Source organism: Streptococcus cristatus, assembly GCF_003943465.1.
Lineage (GTDB): Bacteria > Bacillota > Bacilli > Lactobacillales > Streptococcaceae > Streptococcus > Streptococcus cristatus_C.
This window is the reverse complement of sequence record NZ_RJPR01000001.1, coordinates 417,306-442,834: the sequence shown is the minus strand read 5'-3', so window position 1 is coordinate 442,834 and position 25,529 is coordinate 417,306. Positions and strand designations below refer to the sequence as shown.

Genomic DNA, 25,529 nt, shown 5'->3' with positions numbered 1-25,529 from the left:
CGAATTGTAATGTTTATTCAGCTTTTCGATTCTTGATTTCTACCAGTTTCTCACCAAAGTTCAGCAAGTTTTCCAAAATCTCGAAATCTTTTTTATTCCGAACATCAAAAACGACTTCAATCAAGCCTTGTTGCTCACCAATTCGAGCCTTTAGATTTGTCGCTGACAAGGCTTCAAAATAATCTTGGGTCAGATAGATTTGCTGAGAAATTTTTTCAAAACGAATGATGACAGATTCTTTCTTCCGCTCAACAAGTGCCACAAAGGCTTGATCAAGATAGGATTTAACTAAACCAATCTCTAGTAGGTAAGCCACTACGTCCGGATATTCTCCAAAGCGATCGATCAATTCATCTTGCAGATGTTCATAGTTTACACGATTGTCAATTTCACGAATTCTCTTGTAAACCTCGATTTTCTGACGCTCATCAGAAATATAATCACTTGGAAGATAGGCATCAATTTGAAGATTGATTTCAGCGTTGCTTTTTTGACGCTTGGTTTCCTTACCTTGCTTCTTGGCAATGGCTTCTTCTAAAAGCTGAGAATACATTTCAAATCCTACAGAATCAATGAAACCTGACTGAGAACTTCCTAAAATATTTCCTGCTCCGCGGATAGACAAATCCCTCATCGCAATCTTGAATCCAGATCCTAACTCAGTAAATCCTTTAATGGCTTCTAGTCTTTTTTCTGAAACTTCAGTCAGGGTTTTATCTGGCCGATACATAAGATAAGCATAAGCGATTCGATTGCTGCGGCCAACCCGACCACGAAGTTGATACAAGGTTGACAGACCCATATGATCAGCATTTTCGATAAAGAGAGTATTTGCATTTGGAATATCAACACCAGTTTCGATGATCGTTGTTGTGACTAAAATATCGTATTCGCCATTAACAAAGTCTAAGAGGGTATTTTCTAAACGCACCTCTGTCATCTGTCCATGAACGTAACCAATTGAAGCCTCTGGAATCAACTCTTTTAATTCTGAAACTTTTTGCTCAATGGTGTCAACTTTATTGTAAAGATAGTAAACTTGTCCGCCTCGGTCTATTTCACGTAAAACCGCATCCCGAATAACCGTCCTATTATTCTCTAAAACATAAGTTTGGACTGGATAACGATTTGTCGGTGGTGTTTCAATGACCGATAAATCTCGAATCCCTAGCATCGACATATGAAGGGTTCTTGGAATAGGGGTAGCCGTCAAGGTCAGCACATCAACCTTCTTTTTTAGTTCCTTTAACTTTTCCTTATGCTTGACACCGAAGCGCTGCTCTTCATCTATCACCAATAGCCCCAAATCGGAGAATTTTACATCTGCTGATAGAAGGCGATGAGTACCGATAATAATATCAATCTGCCCTTTTTCCAATTTTTCCAGAGTCTCTTTTTGCTCCCCTTTGCTTCTAAAACGACTGAGAACATCGACATTCACGGCAAAATCATTGAAACGTTCTTTAAAGTTTGTGTAGTGTTGCTGAGCTAAAACAGTGGTCGGAACCAAGATTGCCACCTGCTTATGATCGTTGACAGCCTTAAAAGCAGCCCTCATAGCCACCTCTGTCTTCCCAAAACCAACATCGCCAACCAAGAGTCGATCCATTGGACGGTCGCTCTCCATATCCTTCTTGATTTCCTGAATGCTTCTGAGCTGGTCATCTGTTTCCACATATGGAAAGGCATTATCAAACTCTACTTGATGCTGGTCGTCACTAGAAAATTGGAAACCTTTTAATTGACTACGCTCTGCATATAATTTAATAAGGTCATCGGCAATGTCTTCAACCTGGTGTTGTACTTTTTGCTTCGTTTTTTGGAAACGCCCATCATTTAGCTTGTTAATTTTAGGTGCTTTTCCATCGCTAGCTACATATTTAGATAGAAGGTTAATTTGATCCACTGGAATAGAGATACGATCCGCATTCTGATACTGAATCGTCAAATAATCCCGATGAACTCCTGAAACTTCAATCGTTTCAATTCCTAAATAGCGACCAATACCGTGGATATTATGAACCACATAATCGCCTTTTTCCAGCTCATTATAGTCTTTCAGCCTTTCAGCATTAGAAATATTTTGACGACGAATCCTACGTTTGATTTTTTTCTGAATCATCTCATGTTCAGTAATCAAAACGATTTTTTCATCTACAAAATTAAATCCTTGAACGAGATTTCCTTCTATGAGCTGGACAGCTTTTTCATGGATGTCTTTGTCCTTGATGTAATCTAAATGAATCTCATAATCCTGTAAAGTTTTATGTAAACTTGAGGACGAATTTGCCTGCAAGATTACCGTATAGTCCGATTTCCTAAAGCGATTGATTTCTTCTTTCAAAAGAGGAAACTGACTAAAAAATTCCTGCATTGGATATTGATTGAATTGATAAAGTGTATCAAATTTTAGATTTCCCAATCCTTTGTGGAAGTTGGAAAAAAACGTAGCAGGTTTATATTTACGATAGTCCTGATAGTTATTTGCAAAGTATTGTTGATTTGACAGTGCTTTACTGTTTTGTAAATCATCTGTCAAGATATTCGCAACTTCTAATTCAAACTGTGCATGCTTGTCCATTATCTTTTGAAAATCATCAAAAAATATAGGAGTGTGCGTTGGCAAATAGTCTAAAATGGTCCATTCTTTCTGATAGAAAAAGGAAAGAAATTTACGAATATCTGCATGATGAGATTGCTCTCTAACAGAGCTTAATACTTCTTCTAAATAGGATTTTAAAGAAGGATCAACAACCGTAGAAAGGGACGCTTCAAGATTTTTCTGTCCTCTTGCATAATCTTCTTCTGTTAATAGAAGATCTGTAACAGGCTCTATCAAAATCTGTTCCACATTTTCAAGAGAAAGTTGATTTTCAGGATTGAAAATCCTTATACCATCAATCTCATCGCCAAAAAATTCTATCCGATAAGGATATTGAGCCGAGCGTTCAAAAATATCTAGAATATCCCCTCTCAGACTGTACTCTCCTTGACTGAGAACCTGAGAAACCTTTTTATAACCATTACTTGACAAAGACTTGACTAGGTTGTCAAGGTTGTATTCTTCAGTAACAGAAAGAATAAGCTCAGATTGTTTAAAAATATTAGGCTGGGGCAATAATAAACGACTGGCTGCAACATTGATGATCAGAATCCCATTCTTCTCTTTGTCTGATAAAAATTTCATGGCTTCTAATCTGGCAAAGATTTTTTCTTGCGATGAAAAAACAAACTCAGCCAAAGGGGTATCATCTGCCAGGAAAGTATAAACCTTTTCTTCTCCCAACAAAGAAAGCAAATCACTAGCCAGCCGCTCTGCTTCATTTTGACTAGAAGTGATGACTAGGATTTTATCCTGCTCTTCTAAACTACTGGCAATCGCTAAAGCCTTTGTTGAAGCTGAAAGTCCCATCACTAACTGACGGGTCTTCTTTTGCAATTGTTTCTTCCAGTCTACAATTTGTCGGTTTCGACCAAATAGATCAAGTAGTGTCATTGTCTTATCCATTGTATTGTTGCATGGTCTGCTCAAAATTCTCAGTTTGTAAATAATAATTTACAGCACTGTCAACTTTTTCTAATGTGTTTAAAATACTGATATAATCTTCCTCATCAAATTTTCCTAACACATGATGAATAACTGACATATTATTTTTAGGTCTTCCAATGCCAATTTTCACTCGCTTGAATTCCTGTGTTCCAATATGTTTAATGATAGACTTAATACCATTGTGTCCGCCAGCTGAACCTTTGGTACGAAGACGAATTTTCCCAACTTCCATATCCAAATCATCATAGATAACGAGTAAGTCATCTATATCCAAGCCATAGTAAGTGAGCAAGGCATGGACTGCTTTCCCACTTTCATTCATAAACGTAGTTGGTTTTACAAAATAGACTTTTTCTCCATTCAAGAAAGTTGAAGTAATCTCTGCTTGAAAAATCTTATCTGATGTAAACTTTAGATTTAATTCTTTACACATCTTGTCAACTAACATAAAACCTACATTATGTTTGGTTTCGAAATATTTATCTCCTGGATTTCCCAATCCAACAATTAATTTTGTCATTTTACTCCTTTATAAAAGCCAAAAGGGCTGGAAATTTCTTTCCAACCTATGTATTTTAAATTTACACTTAATTTACACGTTAAAGCGGAATTCCATAATATCGCCATCTTGAACGATATATTCTTTTCCTTCTTCACGCAAGCGTCCAGCTTCTTTTACAGCCTTTTCAGATCCATATTTTACCAAATCATCATAAGACATCGTCACTGCACGGATGAAACCTTTCTCAAAGTCTGAGTGAATGATGCCAGCTGCTTGAGGAGCTTTCATACCACGCTTAAAGGTCCAAGCCCGGACTTCCTTTTCACCAGCGGTAAAGTAGGTTCCAAGTCCCAACAAATGATAGGCTGCTCGTGTCAATTTGTCTACACCTGACTCTGTCAAGCCAATAGCTTCCAAAAATTCTGCCTTGTCTTCATCATCCAGTTCAGAAATTTCTTCCTCGGCACGCGCTGAGATGACAACAACTTCAGCATTTTCTGTAGCTGCAAATGCACGAATCTGCTTCACATAGTCAATATTGTCTGGATCTGCCACTTCATCTTCACCTACATTGGCCACATAAAGTACTGGCTTAGTCGTTAAAAGAAAGAGACCTTTGACGATTTTTTGCTCTTCTTCTGTAAACTCAACTGTCCGAGCCGACAGACCATCTTCCAGAACAGGCTTGATTTTCTGCAAAACATTAAATTCTGCAACTGAGTCTTTGTCTTTCTGAGTACGGGCCATTTTCTCAACACGCGCATAGCGTTTATTAATGCTTTCCAGATCGGCCAAAATGAGCTCCAGATTAATGGTCTCAATATCAGCCATAGGGTCGACGAAGTCAGACTCACGGCCCTGTTCCCGCATGACATTTTCATCATCAAAGGCACGGACTACATGGACGATAGCATCCACTTCACGGATATTGGCCAAGAATTTATTTCCCAGACCTTCTCCTTTTGAAGCTCCCTTTACAATACCTGCAATATCTGTAAACTCAAATGTAGTAGGAACCTTCTTTTGAGGTTTAATCAATTCTGTTAGTTTGTCCAAACGAGCATCTGGCACCTCTACCCGACCGACATTTGGATCAATGGTCGCAAAAGGGTAGTTAGCAGCTTCTGCCCCTACTTTTGTAATTGCATTAAATAAAGTTGACTTGCCAACATTAGGCAGTCCCACAATCCCTGCTGTTAAAGCCATTCGTATCTTCTCCATTCATCTTTTCAATCCAAACCATTATACCATAAATCCTTATCCTAAACAGCGGATTTGAATGAAAAATTTCCTGCTTTCGGGATAGAAATAAAAAATATTTTCTGTAAAAAATGATATAATATAGTTAATATTTTGATAAAAGGAGTTAGCCATGAAAAAAATGACAATGAAAACTTTTGTTCTTTCTTTCTTGACCATGTTTACTTTACTTTTTTTAGCTGCCTGCAGTAGCAGTCCTAAAAAAGCCTATTTTCAGTTGATTGACCAAAAGACCAAGCAAGACAGTCGGATCACTCTTGAGTACAAGGGCGATGATTTACTGAACAATGAAACCAGCAATGTTTTCTATTATGAGCCCATCGGATTGACAAAAGATACCGCCAAAGAACAAATTGGAGGCTACATGCAAACGCTGGAAAATATTAAAGGACTTACTAATAAAATCGAGTATAAAGACGATCATTTGACGCAAAAGATGACGATGGATTTTAGCAAGGCAGATATTTCAGAACTGAAAAGCAAGCAACTTATCCAAACAGATGGAGACCAAAAAGCTAATTATATCAGTTATAAAGAAACGGTAAAATCTCTTGAAGCTTCTGGTTATAAAGAAGTCAAAGACGGCAAATTTGAAGAACTTAAATAAAAGCAGAAAAACGAGGCTGGGACAAAAGTCCTAGCCTCTAAATTGTCTTTGGATTGTCGAGCAAGACGCAGTGGTTGAGTGGGCTCTATTACGCTGATTTCATCAGCTTTTACAGCCCTACTCAACTGTGCGGAGGTGGGACGACGAAATCGAATTCTAACGAATTACCGATTTCTGTCCCACTCTCGTTCTTTGTTGATGAGGTAGCTCATTCAAAATCAAGCTAAGTCTAAAATATGGACTATTCAATGACCTTCTTCATTTTTCTTTCAAAATCATATCTGCTCATCATGACAACGTGTTCGCAGTTGCTGCAGCGAATCTTGATATCTGCTCCCATGCGGACGACTTCCCAACAATTAGCCTTCTTGCCCGTCGACTTAATGGTACAGGCATGAGGCTTTTTCATTTCTACAAAAGTTCCAAGTTCGTACATCTTCTCTCCTTTTGACAATCTTTTTTTATTATCTTAGAAATACAGATTGGCGCTTCTCTCAACCCTAGCTGTATTATACCACAAGTTTAGAGTCAGCTGGCTTGTAAATGATCAAAATAAGACAAGGCGGATCGAATCAGCCTTGTCTTAAATCTTATCTTCTAATTGGTACGGACTGGCGTAATCAGCTGGATAAAGTTTTCAGCATCTTCGCTTGGCACCAAGGTGAAAGGCCGAACAGCTGAAATAAAGCTAATGGTCACCTTCTCACTATCGACTGCCTTTAGCGCTTCGATCAGGTAGGTAGGATTAAAGCTGATGGTCAAATCTTCTCCTGACACACTTTCTGTATCAATTTCTTCATTCACGCGCCCAACTTCTGGTGAATGGACATGAGCGCTGACAATGCCTTTCACAATTTCTAGTTTCACTGTTCCGTTTTGAGTCGCATTGGACAGAAGACGAGACCGTTCCATGGCATGACGTAAATTATTGGTATTAAAGGTCACAACGCTTGAAAATTCTGTAGGAATCAGGCGGTCTGTGTCAGGATAGTTTCCTTCCAGTAGGCGTGTATAGAAGCTGATATTTTCACTTCTAAAGAGAAGTTGATTATTTGCAAAGAAAACTTCTACTGCTTCAATTTCATCTGTGAAAACAGCCGTAAATTCACGCAGAGAACGGCTAGGTATCACCACGTCAAAGTCGTCACCCTTCTTGTCCAAAGTAATTTTCTTTTGGCTCATCCGGTGAGAGTCTGTCGCAACTGTTTTGAGGGATTGGTTATCTGTCAAAACAAAATGAACACCCGTCAAAATAGGACGGCTTTCTTGCGTGCTAGCAGCAAAAGCTGTCTCATTGATGATATTTTTAAGGACTTTTGTTTCTAGAAACAAAGGATTGCTAGTAGAGACTTCTTGGATACGTGGATATTGATCTGCATCTTTTCCTTTTAGTGTAATTTCTGACTTGCCGCTGGTAAGGACGATTTGTTTTTGCTCAATTTCTTTGAAATCAAGCACGATATCTGGCAAGCTAGAAATGACATTGATAAAGAAATTTGCTTCAAGGAGGATAGAACCTGGTGAAGTAATCAAGAGCCCAGCATTTTCATTTTGCACTGAAATGAAGTTTTCAATGGAAATTTGACCATTGGAACCAATCAAGGTAATGCCTTCTTTCGTTACATCAATTTTAACTGTTGATAAAATTGGAATAGCGTTTTTGGTACTGATAGCTCTTTTAGTTGTATTCAAAGCTTGTAGGAATAAATTTTTATTAATAGAGAAGTGAATCATAGGGACTCCTTTTATTATTTATGATTATGAAGTTAATAGTAATAGTAGTTCTTGTGGAAGCTGTGGAAAAATGGAGCAAAGTATCTAAAATCAAGTTTTAAGACTTGTTCACAACCTGTGGAAAAAACTTTAGATTCGTTCAATCTTTTCCACACCCTTATTTTATCTTGTTTTTGATATTTTCGATTTCAAGTCGCAAGCTATCGTCAGTTTCGAGTCGATTTTTGATTTTTCCATGCGCGTGAATGACTGTTGTATGGTCTTTGCCGCCAAATTCTCGCCCGATTTTTGGTAGGCTATTGTCTGTTAGTTCGCGGGCTAGATACATGGCTACCTGTCTAGCTAAAACGATATTTTGGACTCGACGACTTCCCTTCATTTCCTTGACACTGACGCCATAGAAATTGCCGACCTCAGATTGGATTTTTTCAATCGGAATGACTGTTACCTGACTAGAATCCTGCTTGCGAGCTCGAATGGCTTCGGCAGCAATGTCAATCGTAATTTCCTTGAGATTGCGGACTCTTGCAATGAGCGTAATATCATTGAGCGCCCCTTCTAGGTCACGGACATTCGAGTCAAATTGTCCGGCGAGGTACTCCAATGTATCATTAGGGAAAATATAGTCCAGATTTTCGATTTTGTTTCGGAGGATGGCAATCCGCGTTTCAAAATCAGGTGGTGTAATATTTTGAGTGAGGCCCCATTTGAAGCGCGTGACCAAGCGTTCTTCCAAATTATCAAGATGATCTGGACTGCGGTCGCTGGTCAGCACAATCTGCTTGTTATCTCCGTGCAGGGCGTTAAACGTATTGAAGAATTCTTCCTGGGTAGAGACTTTTTTTCCGCCAAGAGACTGGATATCATCAATCAAGAGCAAATCCAAGCTCCGATAGATCTTTTTGAAATTATCCATGTCGCCGAGCCTCAGATGCTCCAGAAAGTCATTGATAAAGGTTTCCGCTGGAATATACTTTACACGCGCATCAGGAATATTTTCTAAAATTTGATTGCCAATAGCATTCAGTAAGTGGGTTTTTCCTAGACCTGGTCCGCCATAGATAAATAGTGGATTATAGGTAGTTGCTAGATTTTCAGACACAGCCAAGGCTGCTGCTTTAGCCCAGATATTTCCGTCCCCTTGTACAAAATTATCAAATGTATATTTAGCTTTTAATCCAGTATCAATTGGCGGCAAACTTGGCCGAAATGGAGTTTTTTCAGGAACTTCTTCCAGCTGATATTTAGAAATACTGTCATGTCCTGCTTCTTCAAAGACGTATTTGGCCGTGATTTGATCGTTGAAAATTTCAAAGCCAGCTGTAAGAATAACGCCTACTAAGTTTTGTTCCCAAAATAACTGTTTGACTGGGCTATCCAGAAAGATAGTGGCCTGGTTATTTTCAATGGCTATCAATTTTGCTTCTGCAACAAAAAAATCATAGGTTGTCTGTTTTAGTTGAGCAGCTGAAAGTTCTAAAATTCTTCGCCAAAATTCTTGCTCTTTGGTCATTGCCTCCTCCTTTTCAAAAAATTATTCTCTATGTCGACTCCCATTTTAACATAAAAAGGTTAAGTTTTCCACAACTTGTGGAGAAAAATTAACAATGTTTATAAAACTTATCCACAGTTTGTGAATTACATGTAAAATCCTTATTTTTCAACATTTTAAGCTACTTTTAAAGGTGGAAAAGTCTGTTAGTTTGACAAAAGAAAATAACAGCCCTATTTCAGGCTGTTTATAATTCTTTGATACTCTTCCTCGTTTTCAAAAGGAATAATGATCTTTCCTTTTGAAGGATTTTTTAATTGAATGGAGACATTGAGTCCAAGGATTTTTTTTAATTTTTCTTCTTCTGAATGGGCAAAAATCTCTTTGTTCTTCCTAGTCTTTGACTTCTTGGTCTTTTGTAATGAAAGTTCGAGAGCACGAACGGATAAATTATCTTGAATGATTTTGTCCAGCCAAAAGACTTGTTCTTCCTTTTTTAGTGGGATGAGGAGACGAGCATGCCCTTGCGAAATCATTTCCTCTTTGACAGCGTCCAGCATAAAATCTGGTAGCTGTAACAAGCGGACAAGATTACTGATGTAAGGCCGAGATTTTCCCATAATTCTTGCAATTTCTTCATGGGTCAGACCTTTCTCAATCAGATGCTGATAGGATTCCGCTTCTTCGATCGGATTGAGGTCCTCCCTTTGCAAATTCTCGATGATGGCCTGCTTCATCATGTCATCGTCAGATAGGTCTTTAATAAGGGCAGGAATGTTTTCTAAGCCAGCAATCTTAGCAGCTCTGAATCGTCTTTCACCTGCTAAAATTTCGTAACCAAATAAGGAAGATTTTCTCAAAATAATGGGCTGGATAATTCCATTCTCTTTAATAGAAGCTGCCAATTCATTTATTTTCTCTTGAGAAAAGCTTTTTCTAGGCTGATAAGGATTTGTTCGAATGTCTTTTAGTGGTATGTATTGATAATTTTCCATTTGTATATAGCATAACACACCTTTACGATCGTGTAAAGGTGTGTTGACAATTATGTAAAGGCTTAGTTGTTACTTAAGTCCTGGGTTGATTTTGTCAATTTGATGGTTGTAGTAGCTTCTTTACCATCTCTAAAGTAAGTCACTTTTAACTCATCTCCTAGAGAGTGTCTGTAGAGAGCAGATTGTAAATCACTGGTTGACTCGACATCCTTATCGTCAACTTTTGTGATGACGTCGTATTTCTGAAGTTTATTTTCAGCAGGCATTCCTTCTTGTACAGAGCGGACAAGGATACCTGATTTTACAGATGAAGGCAGACGTAATTTTGCTAAGTCAGAAGTGGCGATATTAGATAAATCGAGCATTTGGATACCCAGAGCAGGACGAGTCACTGTTCCATTTTTCTCTAGTTGCTTGATAATATTGACAACATCGTTTGATGGAATTGCAAAGCCCATGCCTTCTACAGCAGTTTGACCATTGTGAGAGATTTTGCTGGACGTAATACCAATAACTTGCCCTTGGATATTGATGAGTGGGCCACCAGAGTTACCAGGGTTGATAGCAGCATCTGTTTGCAAGGCAGTCGTCGAAATATTTTGGCCGTCTTCAGATTGCAAGGTTACATTTCTACCCAAACTAGAGATGATTCCTTGTGTAACAGAGTTAGCGTATTCTGTTCCGAGAGGGCTTCCGATAGCAATAGCAGTTTCTCCTACTGTCAGGGAGTTGGAATCTCCAAATTCAGCTACATCTTTGACCTTTTCAGAGCTGATTCTTACTACAGAAATATCAGAATAAACATCTGATCCCACTACTTCACCAGGAACCTTACTACCATCTGCTAGTAGAATATCAGGATTTTTTGCTCCATTTAGCACGTGAGTATTGGTAACAAGGTAGGCATATTTTCCTTCCTTCTTATAAATAACACCTGATCCCTCACTAGCTACTTGAGGATCACTGGTCGATTCATTATTGATCACTCCTTCTTGATTAGAACCTGTATAAGTAATTACTGATACAACTGCATTTTGCACCTTTTTTACAGCCTTTGTGGTGTCGGTTGTGTTTTTATAAGACGTTGATACAGTAGTCTTTGAATTTGAAGAACCAAGATTAGCCATTTTATTATTAACAAATGCGGTGGCTAAATTTCCTAGGCTTCCGCCAATAAATCCTACAACTAAAACAATAAAAAGCAAAAAAGATTTTTTAAAGAAATTTGAAGCGTTTTTCATATTTTCCTCCTTGATTACAATTGATGAAATTATAGAAATCTATTCTTAATTATAACTTAAAATCCACAAGTTTTCCACAAGTTGTGGAAAACTTATAAAAAATGTTGATAGAGGTTAGAAAATACATAGATTCAACCAGTTTTCCATAAAAAACTGATGTGAATAAAATGTGAAATCCATGTGGATATGATAGAATGGAAATATGAAAATAAAGCTTGTAACCGTTGGAAAATTAAAAGAAAAGTATCTCAAGGATGGAATTGCTGAATATGCTAAACGTCTGAGTCGATTTTCTAAGTTAGAAATTGTGGAATTAGCAGACGAAAAAACACCAGATAAGGCCAGTGAGGTAGAAAATCAGCAAATCCTTGAAAAAGAGGGAAATCGGATCTTAGCAAAAATCTCTGAACGAGAATTCGTGGTTGCTCTAGCTATTGAAGGAAAACAATTTCCTTCAGAAGAGTTTAGTTCGATCTTGAACGACATCACAGTCCGTGGCTTTTCTGATATTACTTTTGTAATTGGTGGCAGCTTGGGGCTGTCTCCTGCTGTCAAAAAAAGAGCTAATCTACTGATGAGTTTTGGAAAATTGACCCTGCCCCATCAACTGATGCGCCTTGTTTTGGTAGAGCAGATTTACCGTGCTTTCATGATTCAACAGGGAAGTCCCTACCATAAGTAAATCTTGACGATACTAGATTTTTCTGATAGAATGAAAAGGTATCGGTCTCATAGCTCAGCTGGATAGAGCATTCGCCTTCTAAGCGAACGGTCGCAGGTTCGAATCCTGCTGGGATCATAATATACATTACTCAGACACGAAAACTTTCGTGTTTTTTTATTATATTTTTGAGAAAACGACATTTCAGGAATAAAAAATGACATTTCAGGGAAAGATGACAGATTATTTGAAATTTTATTTATAATAGATCTTGTAAGGTAACACTTACGAAAAAATATTTAGGAGAATCTATTATGAAAAATACTCAGAAAAACTTTAAAACAATCGCTCAATTCCCAGCCTTGAATGAAAAAGAACTTAAAGAAGTTCTTGGAGGAGATTTTAGAAAGATAGGCCTTCCTCGAATTATTTTTAAGTAAAGGAAGTAATTAGGAGATAAAAATGATATTAAACTTCATTTTATGGTTTATATGTGAATTAATAGAAATTTTTGCAATTGTAAAAATATATAAAAAAGTAGAGAGTAAAGTAAAATCTAGATTTTACTTTATTTGTCTTTGTATTTTTACAGTTATTATTGCTCCTTTAGCATCTCTGATTAATTTATTACTCTATTACATCATCTTAATGGTGCAACCTTTCCTTTTTTATGCTTATTTTTATAAGAAAGAAAAGTTGCCTAATTATCTTTCTTTATTTTTATCTTTTTTCCTTTATTTAGCAACTCAGGCTTCGTCTACCTTTTTTTCAGTTATTATTTCATCTATTACAGGGGATCAATTTGTAAAAAGTAATTGGGCTATCTTTTATATCACGATAAATAGTATCTCTGTTTTGTTTATGCTAAAATCCATTGATTATTTTGAATTTCAACTGAGAGATTTTAAAGACTCTTCCTTTAAAAAGACAGTTCAAAAGACTAATATTTATTATTTTCTAACGATTCTCATATTGAATGTTTCGCATTGGTTAAGTGAAGACGATCATTTTAATAGTTTTAGCAGTATGCTAGCGACTATTTGTTTCTTGATCTTTATGACGACTCTTTTCTATTTGAAGGCAATTCGGGAAAAGTATGAAAAAGAAGAGGAGATTCGACAAAGAGAATTGGAACAGTTGCAGCTGCAGCAGTATACAGATGAAATTGTCTCTCTCTATAATGAAATTCGTGGTTTCCGTCATGATTATGCTGGCATGCTGACCAGCTTTCAGACGGCCATCAATACTCAAGATATCAAGGAAATTGAAAAAATATATCAAGAAGTTTTAGTTGATGCAAATTTAAAATTACGCTCGGATAAATACACTTATTTTGATTTGAACAATGTTGGTGACTCAGCTCTCCGAAGCGTTATGACGGAGACTTTATTCAAAGCGCGTGAGCACCAGATTGATTTGACATTCGAAGTCAAAGATCCTGTTGAGAAATTACCGATTAAGCTATTAGATGTGGTAAGAATGGCTAGTATATTGCTAAACAATGCTGTTGAAGGCGCAATCGAAAGCTATGAAAAAATGATTCATGTGACTTTAGTTCAACTCGATACGGAGATTATTTTTGTTGTAAAAAATTCCCGCAAGCAAAGAAAATTAGATTTAGAAGAAATTTATGAACCAGAGTTCTCAACGAAAGGTTATCGAAGAGGCCTAGGTTTAAATAATCTGAAAGAAATTTTAGAGAATTATGAATATATCATGCTAGATACAGAAATAAGTAAGTATGATTTCACCCAAGTATTAACAATTAAAAGAAGGAATAGTTTATGAGAATCTTAGCATTAGAAGATACTTTAGCCCACCAAGTCCGCATGGAAAAAACTTTAGCAGAGATTGCTGAAGAAATGGGTCTCGATATCCAGGTAAAAATCACAGGAAAAATTCAGGAATTTAAGGACTACGTCGAAAATGAAGATGTCAATCAGATTTATTTTCTGGATATAGATATTAAAGGGGAAGAGACCAAAGGACTGGAGGTCGCTCGTTTTATTCGTCATCATAATCCATATGCTATTATTGTCTTTGTAACTTCAAAATCAGAGTTTGCGACCATGACCTTTAAATATAAAGTATCTGCTCTTGATTTTATTGATAAGGATATTAACGATGATTCGTTTAAAAAACGTATCAAAGATTGTATCATTTATACGAAAAACACCTTAATTACAAACACCAATATGGTTGATTACTTTGAATACAGCTATCGAGGCAATGATGTGCGCGTGCCATTTAATGATATTTTGTATATCGAAACCTCAAGCTCCTCCCATAAGTTACGGATGGTCGGAAAAAACTTTATAAAGGAATTTTATGGAACAATTGCCAGTGTTCAAGAGCAGGATGAGAAAACCCAACGTTTTTTTGCTTCCCATAAATCTTTCTTAGTCAATATCGATAATATCTGCGATTATGATAAGAAAACAAAGGAAATTATATTTTATGAAGGCCGTCGTTGCCCTGTTTCTAGGCTAAGAACAAAACATTTAAAAGAAATTTTAAAAAATAAATAAAAAACTGTTGACAAAGATTCAAAACCTGATATAATAGAATATGTTCTGAAAAGAACATAGATGGTCCGTTGGTCAAGGGGTTAAGACACCGCCTTTTCACGGCGGTAACACGGGTTCGAATCCCGTACGGACTATACTATCCGCCATAGCTCAGTTGGTAGTAGCGCATGACTGTTAATCATGATGTCGTAGGTTCGAGTCCTACTGGCGGAGTAAAAGAGTTTCAGGTATGCGAATTAACAATAATGAAAAGAGGACAATTGTCCTCTTTTTTTGTATGATATCAGGCAGAAATTTGATAAGTTTGATATAATAATTTTAGAAAATATGTTCAAGAGGTTTCTTATGAAATCATTAAAATTTCAATCTGTTTTTGACATTATCGGTCCTGTCATGATTGGCCCTTCCAGCAGTCATACTGCAGGAGCTGTGCGTATCGGTAAGATCGTATCCTCTATTTTTGATGATACACCAACTGAGGTTGAATTCCAGCTTTTTAATTCCTTTGCAAAGACTTATCGTGGGCATGGAACAGATTTGGCTCTGGTAGCAGGCATTTTAGGAATGGATACGGATGATCCTGAAATTCCTAACAGCCTTGAAATTGCCCATAAACGCGGTATCAAGATTGTCTGGACTATCCAGAAAGATAGCAATGCTCCCCATCCAAATACGACAAAAATCACGGTTAAAAACGCTCATAAAAGCATCAGTGTAACGGGTGTATCTATTGGCGGTGGAAATATTCAGGTGACCGAGTTAAATGGTTTCTCAGTCTCACTCAGCATGAATACGCCAACCATTATCATCGTCCACCAAGATGTTCCAGGTATGATTGCCCATGTAACGGAGGCTCTGTCCCGCTACAATATCAATATTGCTCAAATGACAGTGACTAGAGAAAAAGCGGGTGAGAAAGCGATTATGATCATTGAGGTAGATAGTCGTAGTTGCGAAGAGGCTATTGAAGAGATTCGGAAAATCCCCCATCTCCATAATGTCAATTTCTTTAAATAGGAGAAGAGATGTTTTATTCAATAAAAGAATTGGTTGAGCAGGCTGATTTAGATTTTAATGGCAATGTTGCTGAATTAATGATTGCGACCGAATATGAATTGACGGGTCGGGAAAGAGACGAAGTTTTACGTCTGATGAGTCGAAATCTTGAGGTGATGAAAGCCTCAGTCCTTCTTGGGCTTGACGAGAGCAAGTCTCGCAGCGGATTGACCGGTGGAGACGCAGCCAAATTGCACCACTATATCCAGTCGGGGAAGGCCTTGTCAGATTATACTGTGTTGACTGCTGCAAAAAATGCCATTGCTGTCAATGAACACAACGCTAAAATGGGCTTGGTTTGTGCTACACCAACAGCCGGTAGCGCTGGTTGCTTACCAGCCGTACTTACATCAGCGATTGAAAAACTAGATTTGACAGAGGAACAGCAATTAGACTTTTTGCTGGCTGCTGGTGCTTTTGGCTTGGTTATTGCCAATAACGCTTCTATTTCCGGTGCAGAAGGTGGCTGTCAAGCTGAGGTGGGCTCCGCTTCTGCTATGAGCGCAGCTGCCCTGGTTTTGGCTGCTGGTGGCTCTGCTTTTCAGGCGAGTCAAGCTATCTGTTTTGTCATCAAAAATATGCTGGGCTTGATTTGTGACCCAGTAGCTGGTCTAGTAGAAGTGCCTTGTGTCAAAAGAAATGCTATGGGAGCCAGCTATGCTTTCATCGCAGCGGATATGGCTCTTTCAGGAATCGAGTCTAAAATCCCTGTTGACGAAGTCATTGATGCCATGTATCAAGTTGGGTCAAGTCTGCCTACTGCTTTCAGAGAAACAGCTGAAGGCGGTCTAGCTACAACACCTACAGGCCACAGACTTTCAAAAGAAATTTTTGGAGAATAAATAGTATCTTTGAGCAAGAAAAAATGACTAGATATTCTAGTCATTTTTTATTATTTTAGTAAGCCCAAGCAGATAGTCCTTGTGCACTGTAAGCACGGTAAGCTGCTTGAATTTGATCTTCAACAGTTGCAGTAGATCCCCAACCTGGCATTGTTTGGAAAAGACCACTTGCTCCTGATGGGTTGTAAGCATCGACTTGTCCGTTAGATTCGCGAGCAATAATATTTTCCCATGTAGATGCAGACACTCCTGTCATTTCAGCCATACGAGCAGCTGCGTAAGAACCTACAGCACCTGGAGTATTACCATTTGCGAGTACGACGTCTGATGAATAGGCAGAGTAGTCTGAAGTTGCAGTAACTGCAGGAGTTTCTGTCGTTACTGGAGTTTCCGTAGCTACTGGGGCAGCTGGAGTTACTGGAGCTGGGACTGCTGGTGTCGCTGGTGAAACAGCAGGTGCTGATGTTGTTTGTTTTGCAATATCTTTCAAATCACCTAATTCCAAAACTTGTCCAGTCATGATAAAATCTGGATTTGAAATTTTGTTTAATTCTACCAAACGTTCAACAGTTGTTTTTTTACTTTCAGCGATTTCTGATAGGGTATCTCCAGCTTTTACTGTATAAGATTCAGCACTAGCAACAATAGTTGATGCAAATAGTGTTGCTGTAGCAATCGTTCCTGCTAGAGTCAATTTTTTCACTTTCATACTCATTTTAAAAGTTTTCTCCTTTAGTTATAATACTATCATACACATTAAATATTACTAAAAGATTACATTTTAAGTACGAATATTACAAAAATATTGAGATTTACACATAAAAATATTATTTTAAAAGGATTTTTAGTGTATTTCATTAGATCTCTAACAAAAATATTGCTATCAAACTTATACTATTCTTTATTTTTTAAAGATAAAGAGCAAGATACCGATCAGGAAAATAGAGAGAAGAGCAAGGTTATCAATCATTTTCCAAGAAAGTTTTCGATAGCGGCTTCTTCCTTCACCACCACTATAGCCACGCGCTTCCATTGCGATAGCTAAGGCGTCTGCCCGCTTGAAACTAGAAGCAAATAAGGGAATTAAGATTGGAATGATTGATTTAACCTTTTGAACAATCGTTCCTTCGCCAAAATCAACTCCTCGAGCTCTCTGAGCATTCATAATTCTCGTAGTGTCATCCATTAAAGTTGGTACGAAACGCAGGCTCATAGACAGCATGAGACCAATTTCATGCGTAGGAACTTTAAAGACTTTGAGTGGTTTCAGTAGAGCTTCTACTGCATCTGAAAGGCTGAGTGGTGTTGTGGTTAAAGTCAGAAGGGTTGAAAAGAAGATAATCAAAACAAAACGGCTAAAGATAATCCCCGCTTGAGAAAGACCAAATTCCGTAATTTTAATGAAACCAAACTGGAAAAGTACCTTGTCTCCCCCCGTCAGAAAGAGCTGGAAGAGGGTGGTAAAGGCAATAATGAAAACCATTGATTGAATGCCTTTTAGAAAGAATGTCAAAGGAACTTTTGAGAGAAAAATCAGAGTAAAAACGAAAGCAAATAGCAGCAAATTAGTGATGAGATTGTTGGCCCAGAAAATTAATAAGATAAAGAAGAACATGGCCACCAATTTACTGCGCGGATCCAATCGATGGATGACTGAATTTCCTGGGATATACCGTCCTAAAATCAATTTATCCATGTATCATCTCCTTAAATTCCTCAATCGTAATTGGATAATGAGAAAATTTCATTCCTTTTTCAGCTAATTCTTGGGCAAATTTTGTGATTTTAGGAACCCCTAGCTGAATCTTTTCCATAAAATCGACATCTTGAAAAACCTGAGCAGGCTGACCGCTTTTGACGACGCGGCCCTTCTCCAGTACATAGACTGTATCAGCAAAATTTGCTACATCATCCATTAAATGGGTTACAAGAACAATGGTCATTCCAGCTTGATGCAGTTTCTTAAAGAGTTCCATCAATTCTTTGCGTCCTGCTGGATCAAGTCCAGCTGTTGGTTCATCTAAAACCAAGATATCAGGCTCCATTGCTAGAATTCCAGCAATAGCGACCCTTCTCATCTGTCCGCCAGAAAGTTCAAAAGGACTGCGGCCAAACAATTCTTCAGAAATGCCGACAAGGCTTAATTTTTCACGCGCTAAAGCCTCGGCTTCTTCCTTAGAGATACCAAAATTTTGTGGGCCAAAGGCCACATCTTTCAAAACAGTCTCATCAAAAACTTGACTTTCAGCAAACTGAAACACCAAACCAACCTGTTTACGAACTTGTTTAATGTCCTTGTTGACGGAATTTGAAGTAATGGTAACGTTGTTGACTTGCACGCTGCCCTCACTAGGAGTCAGCAAGCCATTCAAAAGCTGTAAAATGGTTGATTTTCCGCTACCAGTATGCCCAATCAAAGCCGTATAGCTACCATCTTTGATTTCCAAATCAACTTCAAAAAGCGCTGGACCCTCAAATGGAGTTCCAGCCTGATAGGTATAACTGACTTTATTTAGAGTAATTCCCATAATTGTTCCTGCAATTCTTTTTCGGTTAAATAGGTTTCTGGCAGAGTTAGCCCAGTTTGAATCATGGCAGCTTTGACCTGGTTGACAAAGGGTTGATCCAAGCCCAAGTCTTCCAAATCAGGTCTTGAAAAGAGTTCTCTTGGTGTAGCAGTTGACTCAACCCGACCATTTTTCATAACGAGGACACGGTCACTCAGCGAAATCTCGTCCAAATCGTGGGTAATAGAGATAACTGTTAAATGATTCTTATCTTTAATTTCCTTGACAGTCCGAATCAATTCCAGTCGTCCTTCAGGGTCTAACATACTGGTTGCTTCATCCAAGATGATAATATCTGGCTGGAGCGCGACTACGCCAGCAATAGCGACTCTTTGCTTCTGTCCGCCAGAAAGTCGAGCAGGTTCTCTCTCTTTAAAATTCTGCATGCCGACTAGTTCCAGAGCTTCATGGACGCGTTTCACCATCATCGGATAATCCATGCCTTGATTTTCCAGACCAAATGCAACGTCATCCTCAACAGTTGCTCCAACAAACTGATTATCAGGGTTCTGAAAGACCATGCCGATTTGGCGACGTTTTTCCCAAACATTATCAGCCGTCAATTTATCCCCAGAAATGATAATATCGCCACTCTCGGCCTCCAAAAGACCGTCAATCAAACGAACCGTAGTCGATTTTCCGCTGCCATTGTGGCCGACAATAGATATCCATTCTCCTTGTTTCACGTGAAACGAGACATCTTTCAAAATATAATCTTCAGACTTATGGTCATAACGATAACTAAGATTTTTTACTTCAATGATATTTTTCATATTATTTAAATGTATCTTTAAAGAGATAGGCACTGCCCTTGAAATAATCATAGCCAGAATAAATAGTGAAAATCAGGGCTATGTAAAGGAGAATCTGACCGATTAAAGTCCAATGGAGCAGAAGAAAGAGGATGGCAAACATCTGTGTGAAAGTCTTGATCTTGCCTGGCATAGCGGCCGCTAGAACTGTTCCGCCAGTTTCTACTAAGAGGAGTCTCAGACCAGTTACGGCCAGCTCTCGGCAAATGATGATAGCTACTACCCAAGCAGGAGCCATTTTCATTTCAATCAGCATGATAAAAGCGGACATAACCAGCAGTTTATCGGCCATAGGATCGGCAAATTTTCCAAAATTGGTCACGACCTGCCACTTGCGAGCCAGATAGCCATCCAGGTAGTCTGTGATACTGGCAAGGGCGAAAATGATTCCAGCTAGGATATGCATGGCTGGCGAATGCCCAAAAGTCAAAATCAAAATAAAGATTGGAATTAAGGCAATTCTGGCAAGGGTTAAAGCGTTAGGGATATTTTCTTTTTTCATCATTCTTCCTTTATGATTCAATTGTAAGGGTAATTATAGCACTGTCGCTGGTCAAGGTAGATAGGTCTATTTTCTGACTGCCGACAGTGACAGTGACGCCTTTTACAACTCCTAAGGTAATTGTATAAGTGGTATTGGGAGAGAGTGTCACTGTTTGGCTTGATTGGGTTGGAGTAAGGGTTGTACCAGCTGCCAAGTCTGTATTTGTCACACTAATCCAGCTTGAGGTGTTGCTCGCTGAGATTGTTAACTGAGTAGTTTGCGACTCGCCACGATACTTTGCAGTCAAATAGTTTCCTTCTCCAGTGACTTCCAGCTTTTCTTTTGTTGAGCTAGAGTCTGTAGTGGAGGTCTCAGGTGGAGTTGAACCATCTTCGAGACTTGAGCTCGAGACGAGGCTGTAACTATCGGAGCTGGTAAACTGCGGAGCAGTTGTATTGGCATATTGCCAAACGTAATAGGTGACAAAAATAATGATAGACAGGGCAACTACTAGGAAATAAAAGAGCGGAAGCGAGAAAGAACGATTTTTATATTTTCTACTTCGAAATTCCTCGTTTTCAGCTAATTCAATTTCGTCATAAACGACAGTATTATCTGTGTCGTATGCCTCCAATAGAATCTGCTCGTCTAAATCCAGAGCCCAAGCGTATTTTCGCAGCAGGCTACGGACGTAAAAGGCATTTGGAAATTTCTCGTATTGATTGTTTTCAAGAGCCTTTAGGTAGTCAGTTTTTATATCTGTTTTTTTGGCTACATCTGCTAAAGTAAGTTTCTGGTTTACTCGAGCAAGTCTGAGTACCTCTCCTATCGTTTTTTTTCTCATAAGGATAGTCCTTTTCTCTTAGACATTATTCTAACAAAATTTTGAAATAAACTTGGAACTATTTTGGGAAAATAGTAAAATCTGTCATATCACACTGGTCGATAAACCGACGTCCGACTTTTAAGACGTCATTTAAAGTGATATCCTGTAAAATCTTAGGTAAATCAAAAAGATTCTCCCCTGTTAAATGCGGTTCGTACTGGGTTGCCATGTATTCAAGAGAATTCAGACCATGCAGCAAATCTCCAAACATTTCACTTTTAATCGTATCTAGGTGTGTTTCTGTGACATCTGGATCCTGAGCAAACTTTCGAATGGCTGAGCGGAATTGATGAGAAATTCCTACGGGTTCCTGCGTGTCCATAGTTAGGATGACAAAGTGGAAATCTTTTTCCACTTCTACTTCAAGAGTGAGCGAATTGTCAATTTTTCCGTTTTCATACAGGGTCTGGAAACGCTTGGAAGTCCAACCAAACATCATGGCAAAAAGCAATTTCAGGGCAATTTTATAGCGATAAAGCTCCGTATCCTGTATCGTATCTTTCCCACGAATACCGATTGCCAACTTAGGACTGGCAACTTCCATCCGACTAGTAGCGGTTGGAATCACAGGCTGTAAGCTGAGAGGCTCTTTTTCAATTGTTTCAGTTAATAATTTAGGAGATAAGGTCTCTTGTGTTTTGACGATGTCTTCAAAAGTGGCCTCTAAATCAAAATTACCAATGACAAATAAAGTCATATTGGACGGACGGTAGAAAAGCTCAAAGTTCTCTGTCAGATCTTCCACAGTAATATCCATGATTGACTCTGTCGTTCCGGCGATATCTTCTGCTAGTGGAGTTTGAGGATAGAGATTACTCAAAGCACCAAAGAAGAGCCGATAATCTGGATCGTCTTGGTACATTTCGATTTCTTGCTGGATAATTCCTTGCTCACGCTGAACAGATGCTTCTGAAAAATTAGCTTGGGAAACGAGTTCCTGCAACAGCTTTAGATTTTCTGCTACACAGTTTGTCGTAGAAAACAGATAGCTAGTCCGTGTAAAGCTTGTAAAGGCATTACTTTCTGCGCCAAATTTAGTAAATTCCAGCAGCAAATCCTCACCGTTTTCACGCTCGAATAGTTTGTGCTCCAAAAAATGTGCAATCCCTGCTGGATAATGAAAAACTTGCTTTGTTTCACGTGAAACAACCTTAGTATCAACAGAGCCAAAATGTGTTGAGATGATGCCGTAGGTTTCATTAAAATCATTTTTAGGGAGTAGGTAAACCTGCAATCCATTTGCTAGCACCGCCCGATAGATGCTTTCTCCCACGGCTATATAATTGATTTTTTCTAGACCTGGATTCTGCATTATTTCCCTTCCATAAAGTAAATCGCCTGTAATTTCAACTGCTGGACTGCCTCTATAAGATCAGCCTTGCTGACATTTTCTAATGCTTTCAGCCAAGCCTCTAGTGACAGAAATTTTTTCCCTAGAACAGAGGACATGTAAGCACGCTCAATCAAGGTGTTTTGTCGATCCTGAGCCAGAAGTATTGAATTTTTCAGCATATTCTTGGTTTGTTCAAGTTCTTCATCTGTGAAATGTCCCCGCTTCAAATCTAGAATTTGGCGGTTGATTAAAGCGATGGTCTTTGTCCGATTTGCTCGGTCAATTCCAGCATAGATTCGCATCAAACCAGAAAAAATATCAAAACTACTAGAAATAGTGTAGGCTAGGCTCTCTTTTTCCCGAACATTGACAAAGAGTTTGGAATGAGCAAATCCTCCCAATAAGCCATTCAAAACAATTAGGGGCAGATGGCTGCGATCCCCATATTGACTAGAAAAATGGTAGGCCAGTTCAACAATCGACTGATGCACATCTCGCTGCTCCAGCTTTTCTCTAGTTATATTTGAATAGTTTTGCTGGTAGCTAAGCTGTAAAGGCTGTTCTCGCTCAGAAAACTGGAATTCTTGGATTTTCTCACGAACAGCAATCTCATTGAAATCACCGATGAAGAAAAAATCAATTTGATCCTGATTTAGCATTTGCTGAAAAGCAGCGAAACTAGTTTCAGCCGTTTCTTTTTCTACTAGCTCGATTGTTGCCACGCGTGGAATCCGCATTTCTGGTAAATCGTAAAATAAATTATTTAACTCTCTGTGAGCATGGTAGAAATGATTCTCAATTTCAGCTTCCAAGTCTGTTAAAACATTTCTCTTTTCAATTTCAAAGGTTTTGGTATCAAAAGCCTGTCCATTTGACAGAGGAAAAAAGAGACTAGCCTTCAAAAAATCTAGTATTTCATCTGCCAACATATTTTTTCGGCTCAAGAATTGATCCCGCACGAAAGAAAGATTGATATCTAGATAATGCACTAATCCCCGTCGTGAAAGGCTTGTCGAGTAATTAGCACCGTATAAATTCGCTAATTTTTCTCGAAAGGCTTGCGATGTTGGATAAAGAGCATTTGAAGTCTCCAGCATACTGGCCGTAAGAACCCGCCCAGCTATTGTTTTTTCAGACATAGGAGCTGAAAATCGCACTTTAATTTTATTGGTTTTAAATTTTTCTGACTGAATGAAGTGAAGATGTACTCCTTTTATGATTTCCATTGCGCTCCTCATACCGAATAATATAGACTTCTATTATAACACGAAATGCCGTTTAATGCTTTGTAAGGAACGGCATTTTTAGAGATTAAAGCGTTTTCTATTTTTCTAGTAAAACTTGTCCTTGAATGAGACTACCACGGAACAGTTTCCGCTTAAATTATGATATAATGACAAGGATTGAGGTGAAATATGGAATACAAATTATTTGACGAATTTATTACTCTACAGGCTCTCTTAAAAGAAGTCGGTATTATTCAAAGTGGCGGAGCAATCAAGTCCTTTTTGGCAGATCATCAGGTCTTTTTTAACGGCGAACTAGAAAATAGACGAGGGAAAAAACTTAGAATTGGAGATGTCGTCTCTCTCCCAGACCAAGAACTGGAGATCATCCTCCTTGCTCCAAGTCAGGAGGAAATTCTTGAACATCAAGAGGAGCAAGCAGAGAAAAAAAGAGTGGCAGACTTAGTTAAAGCCATGAATAAGGACTTAAAAAAATCTCAACCAGTAAAAAAAGAACAAAAGAAAAGAAAGCTCGAGCAGAAAAATAAAAAAGCTCCTGTTCGCTTTCCAGGAACCTAAGCCATGTGGTTAAAAACGCTGAAAATTAAACATTTTCGTAATTACCAGTCTGCAGAGGTTGATTTTGATCCTGGCCTTAATATCTTTCTGGGACAAAATGCACAAGGGAAAACCAATATTCTAGAAGCCATCTATTTTTTAGCCCTTACTCGCAGTCACCGAACCCGAACCGATAAGGATTTGATTCATTTCCAAGAAAAAAATCTTCAAATTTCAGGAATCATTGAAAAAACAACGGGTAAAATCCCACTTGACATCGAGTTGACAACAAAGGGGAGAATCACCAAAATAAATCATTTAAAACAAGGGAAACTATCAGATTATATAGGGGTTGTCAACGTTGTCTTATTTGCTCCAGAAGATTTACAGCTCATTAAAGGCGCCCCTGCTTTACGCAGAAAATTTATTGATATTGAGCTTGGGCAAATCAAGCCCATCTATCTTTCTGACTTGTCTAACTATAATCATGTACTCAAGCAAAGAAATGCCTATCTTAAGGCCAATGATAAGGTAGATGAAACCTTTCTCTCTGTCTTAGATGAACAATTGATTGATTTTGGTTGTCGTGTCATGCAACATCGCTTAGACTTTATTGAAAAGCTAGAAGGTTTTGCTCAGGAAAGTCATGGAGATATTTCTCAAGGAAAAGAGAAATTGACAATCAAGTATTTATCCTCTGTTCCGTTTTCACATCTCGAAGACTTGGAAGCTTCTTTTCGAGCAGCCTTATCAGAAAGTCGTAGACGAGACCTTTTCAAAAAGAATACAGGTGTCGGACCTCATCGAGACGATATCAACTTTTTCATCAATGAAATGGATGCTGGATTTGGTAGCCAAGGCCAGCACCGCAGTGTCGTTCTATCTATCAAGTTAGCTGAAATTAAACTAATCGAAAGCCTTACAAAAGATACTCCTATATTATTGCTTGACGATGTAATGAGCGAACTTGACAATATGCGTCAATTAAAATTGCTAGAAACCATCTCTCAAAATATCCAGACTTTCATCACGACAACCAGCTTAGATCACTTACACAATTTACCAGAAGATATTAATATTTTTCAGATAAGTCAGGGCGTAATTAAGAAAGAAGAAAATGTTAACCTTACAGATTAGTCAATGATTTGTAAATACCGTTTACAACTTTGTAAACTATAAAAACAACCTTGTCAAG

Annotated in this window: 25 protein-coding genes and 3 tRNA genes; 12 read left to right on the top strand and 16 right to left on the bottom strand. The window is 38.2% G+C overall.

The genetic code is table 11. From position 1 onward, the window contains the following. Positions 1-13 precede the first annotated feature (13 nt). The 3 genes from mfd to ychF all read right to left on the bottom strand — a co-directional run bounded on the left by mfd (position 14) and on the right by ychF (position 5,258). The gene (mfd, locus tag D8793_RS02400) at positions 14-3,508 is read right to left on the bottom strand and encodes a transcription-repair coupling factor (RefSeq protein ID WP_125372371.1); all 3,495 of its coding nucleotides are present in this window, start codon (positions 3,506-3,508) and stop codon (positions 14-16) included. Next, the gene (pth, locus tag D8793_RS02395; RefSeq protein WP_125372370.1) at positions 3,501-4,070 is read right to left on the bottom strand and encodes an aminoacyl-tRNA hydrolase; all 570 of its coding nucleotides are present in this window, start codon (positions 4,068-4,070) and stop codon (positions 3,501-3,503) included. Before pth ends, mfd begins: the two co-directional genes overlap by 8 nt. Before the next feature lie 72 nt (positions 4,071-4,142). Then, positions 4,143-5,258, bottom strand: coding sequence for a redox-regulated ATPase YchF (gene ychF, locus D8793_RS02390; protein ID WP_125372369.1), 1,116 nt, complete (start codon positions 5,256-5,258; stop codon positions 4,143-4,145). 166 nt (positions 5,259-5,424) lie between these two features. Between ychF and D8793_RS02385 the strand changes: the two genes are divergently transcribed. Beyond that, a complete protein-coding gene (locus D8793_RS02385; protein ID WP_125372368.1) occupies positions 5,425-5,919 on the top strand; it encodes a DUF1307 domain-containing protein in 495 nt (164 codons plus the stop codon). 241 nt (positions 5,920-6,160) lie between these two features. Here the strand turns inward: D8793_RS02385 and D8793_RS02375 are convergent, their stop codons facing one another. The 5 genes from D8793_RS02375 to htrA all read right to left on the bottom strand — a co-directional run bounded on the left by D8793_RS02375 (position 6,161) and on the right by htrA (position 11,381). Beyond that, positions 6,161-6,355, bottom strand: a complete 195-nt coding sequence (locus D8793_RS02375) for a DUF951 domain-containing protein (protein WP_125372367.1) — start codon at positions 6,353-6,355, stop codon at positions 6,161-6,163. A 161-nt stretch (positions 6,356-6,516) separates the two neighbouring features. Continuing rightward, on the bottom strand, positions 6,517-7,653 hold the full coding sequence (dnaN, locus tag D8793_RS02370; protein ID WP_125372366.1) for a DNA polymerase III subunit beta: 1,137 nt from the start codon (positions 7,651-7,653) through the stop codon (positions 6,517-6,519). Positions 7,654-7,810: 157 nt separating this feature from the next. Continuing rightward, positions 7,811-9,166 carry a chromosomal replication initiator protein DnaA gene (dnaA, locus tag D8793_RS02365; protein WP_125372365.1) on the bottom strand — a complete coding sequence of 452 codons (1,356 nt, stop codon included), beginning with the start codon at positions 9,164-9,166 and terminating at the stop codon, positions 7,811-7,813. A gap of 212 nt (positions 9,167-9,378) precedes the next feature. After that, on the bottom strand, positions 9,379-10,140 hold the full coding sequence (locus tag D8793_RS02360; RefSeq protein WP_125372364.1) for a ParB/RepB/Spo0J family partition protein: 762 nt from the start codon (positions 10,138-10,140) through the stop codon (positions 9,379-9,381). A gap of 62 nt (positions 10,141-10,202) precedes the next feature. Beyond that, positions 10,203-11,381: a serine protease HtrA gene (htrA, locus tag D8793_RS02355; protein WP_125372363.1), complete on the bottom strand. Its 1,179-nt coding sequence runs from the start codon at positions 11,379-11,381 to the stop codon at positions 10,203-10,205. Between the two features lie 202 nt (positions 11,382-11,583). Between htrA and rlmH the strand changes: the two genes are divergently transcribed. From rlmH to sdaAA, 9 genes are all read left to right on the top strand, one after another. Further along, positions 11,584-12,063, top strand: coding sequence for a 23S rRNA (pseudouridine(1915)-N(3))-methyltransferase RlmH (gene rlmH, locus D8793_RS02350; protein WP_045499893.1), 480 nt, complete (start codon positions 11,584-11,586; stop codon positions 12,061-12,063). Positions 12,064-12,106: 43 nt separating this feature from the next. Then, positions 12,107-12,180, top strand: a tRNA-Arg gene (locus D8793_RS02345). A gap of 176 nt (positions 12,181-12,356) precedes the next feature. After that, positions 12,357-12,482, top strand: coding sequence for a ComC/BlpC family leader-containing pheromone/bacteriocin (locus tag D8793_RS02340; RefSeq protein ID WP_045499896.1), 126 nt, complete (start codon positions 12,357-12,359; stop codon positions 12,480-12,482). A gap of 22 nt (positions 12,483-12,504) precedes the next feature. Next, entirely contained in the window at positions 12,505-13,830 is a 1,326-nt protein-coding gene (locus D8793_RS02335) for a sensor histidine kinase (RefSeq protein ID WP_045499899.1), read from the top strand. Further along, positions 13,827-14,570, top strand: a complete 744-nt coding sequence (gene comE / locus D8793_RS02330) for a competence system response regulator transcription factor ComE (RefSeq protein ID WP_045499902.1) — start codon at positions 13,827-13,829, stop codon at positions 14,568-14,570. Before D8793_RS02335 ends, comE begins: the two co-directional genes overlap by 4 nt. Positions 14,571-14,632: 62 nt before the next feature. Continuing rightward, positions 14,633-14,704, top strand: a tRNA-Glu gene (locus D8793_RS02325). A gap of 5 nt (positions 14,705-14,709) precedes the next feature. Next, positions 14,710-14,783: transfer RNA gene (locus D8793_RS02320), tRNA-Asn, on the top strand. Positions 14,784-14,915: 132 nt separating this feature from the next. Continuing rightward, positions 14,916-15,587 (top strand): L-serine ammonia-lyase, iron-sulfur-dependent subunit beta, encoded by a 672-nt coding sequence (gene sdaAB / locus D8793_RS02315; protein WP_045499905.1) that lies wholly within the window; start codon positions 14,916-14,918, stop codon positions 15,585-15,587. An 8-nt stretch (positions 15,588-15,595) separates the two neighbouring features. After that, positions 15,596-16,468 (top strand): L-serine ammonia-lyase, iron-sulfur-dependent, subunit alpha, encoded by an 873-nt coding sequence (gene sdaAA, locus D8793_RS02310; RefSeq protein WP_125370714.1) that lies wholly within the window; start codon positions 15,596-15,598, stop codon positions 16,466-16,468. Between the two features lie 55 nt (positions 16,469-16,523). Here the strand turns inward: sdaAA and D8793_RS12080 are convergent, their stop codons facing one another. The 8 genes from D8793_RS12080 to yfmF all read right to left on the bottom strand — a co-directional run bounded on the left by D8793_RS12080 (position 16,524) and on the right by yfmF (position 23,776). Continuing rightward, positions 16,524-17,183, bottom strand: a complete 660-nt coding sequence (locus D8793_RS12080) for a LysM peptidoglycan-binding domain-containing protein (protein WP_125370715.1) — start codon at positions 17,181-17,183, stop codon at positions 16,524-16,526. Between the two features lie 186 nt (positions 17,184-17,369). Continuing rightward, positions 17,370-18,164 carry an energy-coupling factor transporter transmembrane component T family protein gene (locus D8793_RS02300; RefSeq protein ID WP_125370716.1) on the bottom strand — a complete coding sequence of 265 codons (795 nt, stop codon included), beginning with the start codon at positions 18,162-18,164 and terminating at the stop codon, positions 17,370-17,372. Further along, positions 18,157-18,996 (bottom strand): energy-coupling factor ABC transporter ATP-binding protein, encoded by an 840-nt coding sequence (locus D8793_RS02295; RefSeq protein WP_062122859.1) that lies wholly within the window; start codon positions 18,994-18,996, stop codon positions 18,157-18,159. Before D8793_RS02295 ends, D8793_RS02300 begins: the two co-directional genes overlap by 8 nt. Then, positions 18,981-19,808, bottom strand: coding sequence for an energy-coupling factor ABC transporter ATP-binding protein (locus D8793_RS02290; RefSeq protein ID WP_185761001.1), 828 nt, complete (start codon positions 19,806-19,808; stop codon positions 18,981-18,983). Before D8793_RS02290 ends, D8793_RS02295 begins: the two co-directional genes overlap by 16 nt. A gap of 1 nt (position 19,809) precedes the next feature. Further along, the gene (gene pgsA / locus D8793_RS02285) at positions 19,810-20,349 is read right to left on the bottom strand and encodes a CDP-diacylglycerol--glycerol-3-phosphate 3-phosphatidyltransferase (RefSeq protein ID WP_125370924.1); all 540 of its coding nucleotides are present in this window, start codon (positions 20,347-20,349) and stop codon (positions 19,810-19,812) included. A gap of 10 nt (positions 20,350-20,359) precedes the next feature. Beyond that, complete coding sequence (rodZ, locus tag D8793_RS02280; RefSeq protein ID WP_125370718.1) at positions 20,360-21,175, bottom strand: cytoskeleton protein RodZ; 816 nt, start codon at positions 21,173-21,175, stop codon at positions 20,360-20,362. A 58-nt stretch (positions 21,176-21,233) separates the two neighbouring features. Beyond that, a complete protein-coding gene (yfmH, locus tag D8793_RS02275; protein WP_125370719.1) occupies positions 21,234-22,529 on the bottom strand; it encodes an EF-P 5-aminopentanol modification-associated protein YfmH in 1,296 nt (431 codons plus the stop codon). Then, complete coding sequence (gene yfmF, locus D8793_RS02270; RefSeq protein WP_312023592.1) at positions 22,529-23,776, bottom strand: EF-P 5-aminopentanol modification-associated protein YfmF; 1,248 nt, start codon at positions 23,774-23,776, stop codon at positions 22,529-22,531. The genes yfmH and yfmF overlap by 1 nt, the downstream gene beginning before the upstream one ends. A gap of 189 nt (positions 23,777-23,965) precedes the next feature. Here yfmF and yaaA point away from each other — a divergent pair, with 189 nt between their 5' ends. Together yaaA and recF are read left to right on the top strand one after the other, a co-directional pair. Further along, positions 23,966-24,355 (top strand): S4 domain-containing protein YaaA, encoded by a 390-nt coding sequence (gene yaaA / locus D8793_RS02265; protein ID WP_061909924.1) that lies wholly within the window; start codon positions 23,966-23,968, stop codon positions 24,353-24,355. 3 nt (positions 24,356-24,358) lie between these two features. After that, entirely contained in the window at positions 24,359-25,471 is a 1,113-nt protein-coding gene (recF, locus tag D8793_RS02260; RefSeq protein WP_125370721.1) for a DNA replication/repair protein RecF, read from the top strand. Positions 25,472-25,529 lie beyond the last annotated feature (58 nt).